6 protein-coding genes and 1 tRNA gene are annotated in these 5,684 nt (G+C 71.2%); 2 read left to right on the top strand and 5 right to left on the bottom strand.

What is annotated here, in order from left to right; translation table 11 throughout:
* Positions 1-204: 204 nt before the first annotated feature.
* The 5 genes from FRW57_RS16235 to FRW57_RS16215 form a co-directional block, all read right to left on the bottom strand.
* The gene (locus FRW57_RS16235; RefSeq protein WP_137121900.1) at positions 205-1,263 is read right to left on the bottom strand and encodes an ABC transporter ATP-binding protein; all 1,059 of its coding nucleotides are present in this window, start codon (positions 1,261-1,263) and stop codon (positions 205-207) included.
* Entirely contained in the window at positions 1,260-2,852 is a 1,593-nt protein-coding gene (locus tag FRW57_RS16230; protein ID WP_238999461.1) for an ABC transporter permease, read from the bottom strand. The genes FRW57_RS16235 and FRW57_RS16230 overlap by 4 nt, the downstream gene beginning before the upstream one ends.
* Position 2,853: 1 nt before the next feature.
* Positions 2,854-3,894, bottom strand: coding sequence for an iron ABC transporter substrate-binding protein (locus FRW57_RS16225; protein WP_152186484.1), 1,041 nt, complete (start codon positions 3,892-3,894; stop codon positions 2,854-2,856).
* Between the two features lie 135 nt (positions 3,895-4,029).
* Complete coding sequence (locus FRW57_RS16220; RefSeq protein ID WP_137121898.1) at positions 4,030-4,416, bottom strand: TraR/DksA family transcriptional regulator; 387 nt, start codon at positions 4,414-4,416, stop codon at positions 4,030-4,032.
* 176 nt (positions 4,417-4,592) lie between these two features.
* Positions 4,593-4,666 (bottom strand) — tRNA-Gly (locus FRW57_RS16215).
* 192 nt (positions 4,667-4,858) lie between these two features.
* Here FRW57_RS16215 and dcd point away from each other — a divergent pair.
* Complete coding sequence (dcd, locus tag FRW57_RS16210; RefSeq protein ID WP_152186483.1) at positions 4,859-5,434, top strand: dCTP deaminase; 576 nt, start codon at positions 4,859-4,861, stop codon at positions 5,432-5,434.
* Between the two features lie 60 nt (positions 5,435-5,494).
* The coding region (locus FRW57_RS16205) for a hypothetical protein (RefSeq protein WP_203230369.1) at positions 5,495-5,684 on the top strand (190 nt) is incomplete at its 3' end.

The following is a 5,684-nucleotide window of genomic DNA, read 5'->3' as shown; positions in this document are numbered from 1 at the left end:
CCTCCTCGCTCCACACCGCCACGCGCGACCTGCGCAGGCTCGAGCGGCAGGCCGTCGAGCACACGGCCGCCACGGCCGGGCATCCGGCGCCCGCCAGCTGACCCGGTCACCGGGACCTCCCCCGTGCCGTGGTGGGACGTCCTGCGGTGCGGCTTCCGGGGCGACCACTTCGCAGGACGTCCCAGCTGGGGGCCGGTTCGGGGATCAGTGCGAGGGGTCGAAGACGGTCACTCCGCCGGTGACCTCGAGGCCGACCGTTTCGCCGGGGCTGGGCACCGAGAGCCCGAGCACTCGTGCGGTGACTCGCAGCCGGTGGTCGCCCTCGACGGTGAGGCGCACGGCGGCGTCGTGTCCGTAGTAGCTGACCTCGGTCACCAACGCCGGCACCCCCTGACCGCGCTCGCACAGCCTGATCTGCTCCGGCCGCACCAGTGCGCGGGCCCGACCGGTGTTGCCGTTGGCGCCGGCCAGGGTCACCGGTCCGAGCGGCGAAGAGGCCCGGCCGGTATGACGGTCCGCGGCATCCAGCGAGACGTCCACCACGATGGACGCACCCAGGAACTGGGCGACGCCCTCGTCGGCCGGGGTCTCGTAGATCGCCCGCGGTGAGTCGGCCTGCACCAACCGGCCGTCGCGCATCACGGCGACCTGGTCGGCCAGGGAGAGCGCCTCACCCTGGTCGTGGGTCACCAGGACGGCGGTGGCCTCGGCCTCCCGCAGCGCCTCGGCCACGGCTCGCCCGGTGCCTGCCCGCAGACCGGTGTCGAGCGACGCGAACGGCTCGTCGAGCAGGACCACCGAGGGTGACGGCGCGAGCGCGCGGGCGAGCGCCACCCGCTGCTGCTGCCCGCCCGAGAGCTCGTGCGGCATCCGGGTCCGGAGCGACGGCGCCAGCCCGACCAGGGCTAGCAGCTCCTCGACCGTGCGGCCCTCGCGGCGGGTGGCCCGTGGCAGGCCGAAGCCGATGTTGGCGGCGACATCGAGGTGGGGGAACAGCGCACCCTCCTGCGGCACGTAGCCGACCCGCCGCTTCTGGGCGGGCACGTTGCGGCCGCCACCCCAGACCACCCGGTCGTCGAAGGAGATGGTGCCGGAGTCGGGCGTGAGGAAGCCGGCGATCAGGCGCAGCATCGTGGTTTTGCCGCAGCCGGAGGGCCCGAGCACGGCCGTGAACGACCGGGCGGGCGCCTCGAGGTCGATCTCGTGCAGGACCGGTGTGCCGCCGAAGCTCTTGGACACGCCGCGCAGGGTCAAGCCGGTCATGATGCGCTGGACCTCCGGGATGTCGCGTGGGTGAGCACCAGCGTCGCCGGCATGGAGATGAGGACCATCAGGGCGGCATACGGAGCCGCAGCCCCGTAGGCGACGCTGGAGGAGTTGCTCCAGAACTGGGTGGCCAGCGTACGGGTGCCGATGGGGGCGAGCAGCAAGGTGGCGGTCAGCTCGGTGACCACGGCGAGGAAGACCAGGGCGGCGCTCACGCCGAGCCCCGGCGCGATGAGCGGGACGGTGACCCGGCGGAAGGTCTCCAGCGGGCCCCGTCCGAGGGAGTGCGCGACGTCCTCGAGCAGAGGTGGCGCCTGCACCAGTGCGGCCTTGACGCTGACCATCGCCCGCGGCAGCGACACGATCGCGTAGGCGGCGACCAGCAGCCAGACCGTCTGGTAGACGGGCGAGAAGAACTTCAGCGACACGGTGACCAGCGCGAGCGCCACGACGATGCCGGGCAGCGCGTTGCCGAAGTAGGTGCTGCGTTCCAGTCCGGTGGTCACGGCCGACCGGTGCCGCACCGCGAGCCACGCCACGGGTAGCGCGAGCACCGTGGTGAGCAGCGCCGCCGCCGCAGCCAGCCCGACCGAGGTGCCGCCGGTGACCAGCAGGTCGCCCACCGGGAACGTGGTGGAGGTCCCCACGACCAGCCAGTGCACCAGGCTGCCCATCGGCACCCCGATGGCCAGGACGACCACGGCCAGCACGGCGAGCAGCGAGGGCGCGGTGAGCCGGCCCAGGGGGCGCGGTCGGAGCGCGCGAGCGGTGCCCCGACCGACCCGGGCATACCGCTGCTTGCCGCGCAGCCGCAGCTCGACGGTGAGCAGGATGACGCAGCAGATGACCAGCACCCCGGCCAAGGCGGTGGCCGCGGGGCCGCTGAAGGTGGAGCGGTACTGGTCGTAGATCGCCGTGGTGAAGGTGGGGTAGCGCAGCATCTGCAGCGCGCCGAACTCGGCCAGCAGGTGCAGTCCGACGAGCAGGCCGCCCCCGAGCAGGGCCGGCCGCAGCTGGGGCAGCACCACCCGCGCGAAGGCACGCCACGGGCCGAGTCCGAGCGACTGGGCGGTCTCCTCCAGGGCCGGGTCGAGCCCCCGCAGCGACGCGGTGACGGGGAGGTAGACGAGCGGGTAGTAGGAGAGCGTCACGATCAGCAGGGCGCCGCCGAAACCCTCGACCTTGGGGGTGATCGACACCCAGCCGAAGCTGTTGACGAAGGCCGGCACCGCGAGCGGCGCGGTCAGCAGCACGTGCCACAGCCGCTTGCCGGGCAGGGTCGTCCGCTCCACCAGCCACGCGGCACCGGTGCCGATGACGGCCGAGGCGAGCACGCAGCCCACGGTGAGCCGGGTGGTGTTGACCAGCAGCTCGCCGACGCGCGGACGCCATACCATCTCCCGCAGCTGGGCCCAGCCCATGTCGACGGTGTAGCCGACGACGAAGAAGAGCGGGATCAGGGCGAGCAGCACCACCAGGACCGCGAAGGCGACCAGGGTGGGCGGATGGCTCTGCCGCCACGAGCCGCGTCGGGCCCTGCCCCCGGCGGGGAGCAGGGCCTCGATCACCTGACCGGAGACGCTCACCTCAGAGCAGGCCCGCCTGCTGCATCAGCTCGACCACCTTCGGCCCGTTGAGGGTGGACGGATCGATGGTGGGCGCATCCAGCTCGTTGATCGGCTTGAGCTTCGGGTTGGGCGCGACCTTGGGGTTGAGGGGGTACTCCATGGCGGCGCTCTCGGCCAGTATCTTCTGGCCCGCCGGGCTGGTGAGGTAGGCCACGAACTCCTGCGCCTCCTGCTGGTGCTTGCTCGCCTTGAGCACGCCCGCGCCGGAGATGGAGAAGAAGGCGCCCGGGTCCTGGTGGCCGAAGTACTTCAGCTGCACGTGGTTGCTGTTGGCGCCGGACTCGGCCTGGTCCTTGAACCAGTAGTAGTGGTAGATCACGCCGACCTGGATCTCGCCGCTGTTGACGGCCTTCATCACGGTGCTGTTGCCGTCGTAGATCTTGCCGTTGGTCTTCAGCCCCTTCAGCCAGGCCTCGGTCTTGGCCGCGCCCTCCTGCTTCAGGACGGCACTGACGATGGCCTGGAAGTCGGCGCCGCTCGGCGAGAAGCCGACCTTGCCCTTCCACTTCGGCTGGGCGAGGTCGAGGATCGAGGTGGGCAGGTCGGCCGCCTTCAGCTGCTGGGTGTTCCAGGCGAGCACGGTCGAACGGCCAGCGAAGCCGACCCACCGGTGGTCGGAGGGCACGAACGTGCTCGGGACGTTGCCGAGGGTGCCCTTGTCGACGGTGCTGAAGCCGCCCTTGCTCGCGACCAGCGTCATCGCCGGGGAGTTCTCCGTGACGAAGACGTCGGCGGGAGTCTTGTCGCCCTCCTGGACGAGCTGGTTGGCCATCTCGAAGTCGTCGCCGTTGCGCATCTGCACCGAGATGCCCGTCTTCTTCTCGAAGCCGTTGACCATCAGCTGCATCAGGTCCTCGTGCTGCGCGTTGTAGAGCGTCAGCTCGGCCTTGCCGCTGTCGCCGGGGCCGGGGTCGCCGCTGCTGCTCCCACCGCAGGCGGCCAGGCCGAGGGCGACGGACAGGGACACGGCCAGCAGGGCCGCGGGACGACGAGCGCGCATGGTCGGCACACACCTCACTTCTAGGGTTTAGGTGAGGCTTACCTTACGCCGGGATAAATCGCCACGCACCCCGGGGCCGTCGCGCGAACGGGTGGCTGGACGCAGCCCTGCAACCGGCGTCTCCCGGGTCCACCGTCAGTGGCGCTGGCGGGACGCGCAGCTCATGCACAGCGTCGCCGTGGGCCGGGCCTCGAGCCGTCCGGCGGGGATCACCGAGCCACACGACTCGCACAGCCCGTAGCGCCCGGCCTGCAGCCGCTCCTCGGCGTCGTCGAGCTCGGCGAGGTGTCGGCGGGCCTGGTCGGCCAGGGCGCTGACCTGGGAGCGCTCGAAGGCGATGGTGCTGCCCTCGGGGTCGTGCTCGTCGTCCATCGAGATCGACGCGGACGCCGCGACCATGTCGTCGAAGTCCTTGGTGAGCGCGTTCAGGCGGAGGAGGGCCGCGGCTCGTTCGTCGGCCAGCCAGCGGCGCACGACGCCGGGATCTGCCTGCGCCGGGGCGGCCGGTTGGGTAGTGGTCATGCGGGCTGAACGTCCGACCGACGGTGAGGATTCCCGGGGCCGGGTGGCACTTCTCAGCCGGTTCTCAGGAGCGGGGTGACCCCTGCTCGAAGGCTCGCGCGGGCGCCTTGTATGACCTCAGGGGCCGAGGTGGTGGCAGGAACCGAATCGGGCTGGTCGGCGGCGCGATTCGTCGGTGGAGCGGGCGACGAGAATCGAACTCGCGTATTCAGCTTGGGAAGCTGATGTTCTACCATTGAACTACGCCCGCAGAGCCAGCCGCACAGGCGTGACGGTGGCGCTCGCGGAAGTGTAACCGACCGGGTCCGGGGGTGGCCCGCCCGGCTCCTTCGCGCTCCTTCCTCCGGTCGAGGACGCGACCGCAGGCGGTGACCTCCTGGCTCGCTGGCCCGGCGGGCGACGGCGTCGCGGGCGACAGATCGGGGCAGGCTAGCCTGTCGCCGTGCTCCTCTCCGACCGAGACATCCGTGCCCAGATCGATAGCGCGCGTGTGCGCCTCGATCCGTATGACGCGGGGCTGATCCAGCCGTCCAGCATCGACGTGCGGTTGGACAAGTACTTCCGGCTGTTCGACAACCACAAGTACGGCGTGATCGACCCGGCGCAGGACCAGCCCGACCTGACTCACCTGGTCGAGGTCGACCAGACGGAGGGCTTCGTGCTGCACCCGGGGGAGTTCGTCCTCGGGTCCACCTACGAACAGGTCACGCTGCCGGACGACATCGCTGCACGGGTGGAGGGCAAGTCCTCACTGGGGCGGCTCGGGCTGCTGACCCACGCCACGGCGGGTTTCGTGGACCCGGGGTTCAACGGGCACGTCACCCTCGAGCTGTCCAACGTGGCGACCCTGCCGATCATGCTGTGGCCGGGGATGAAGATCGGCCAGCTGTGCTTCTTCCAGCTCTCCAGCCCGGCCGAGAACCCTTACGGCAGCGCGAAGTACGGCTCCCACTACCAGGACCAGCGTGGCCCCACCGCCAGCCGTTCCTTCCAGAACTTCTCCCGCGCGGAACTGTGACCAGTGCCTGAGCGCCGGGCGCACCTGAGCGTCCACGCGGGCCGGCGGTGCCGTGCGCTCGTGCTGCTGCTCCCCGGGGGGCAGGCCTCGGGTGACGTGCCCATGACGGTCCTCGACCCGGCATACCTGCGGATGCTGCCGTTCGCCTGGCAGCTGCGCACCGTCGGGTGCGGCCGCATCGCGGTGGCGACGCTGCGCTACGCCTCCCGGTCCTGGGACGGCGAGGGGCCGCCGCTGCGGGAGGCGCGCG

The organism is Segeticoccus rhizosphaerae, from assembly GCF_009192725.1.
GTDB lineage: Bacteria > Actinomycetota > Actinomycetes > Actinomycetales > Dermatophilaceae > Segeticoccus > Segeticoccus rhizosphaerae.
The sequence above is the reverse complement of the archived record's forward strand: the minus strand, read 5'-3'. Positions and strand labels throughout refer to the sequence as shown.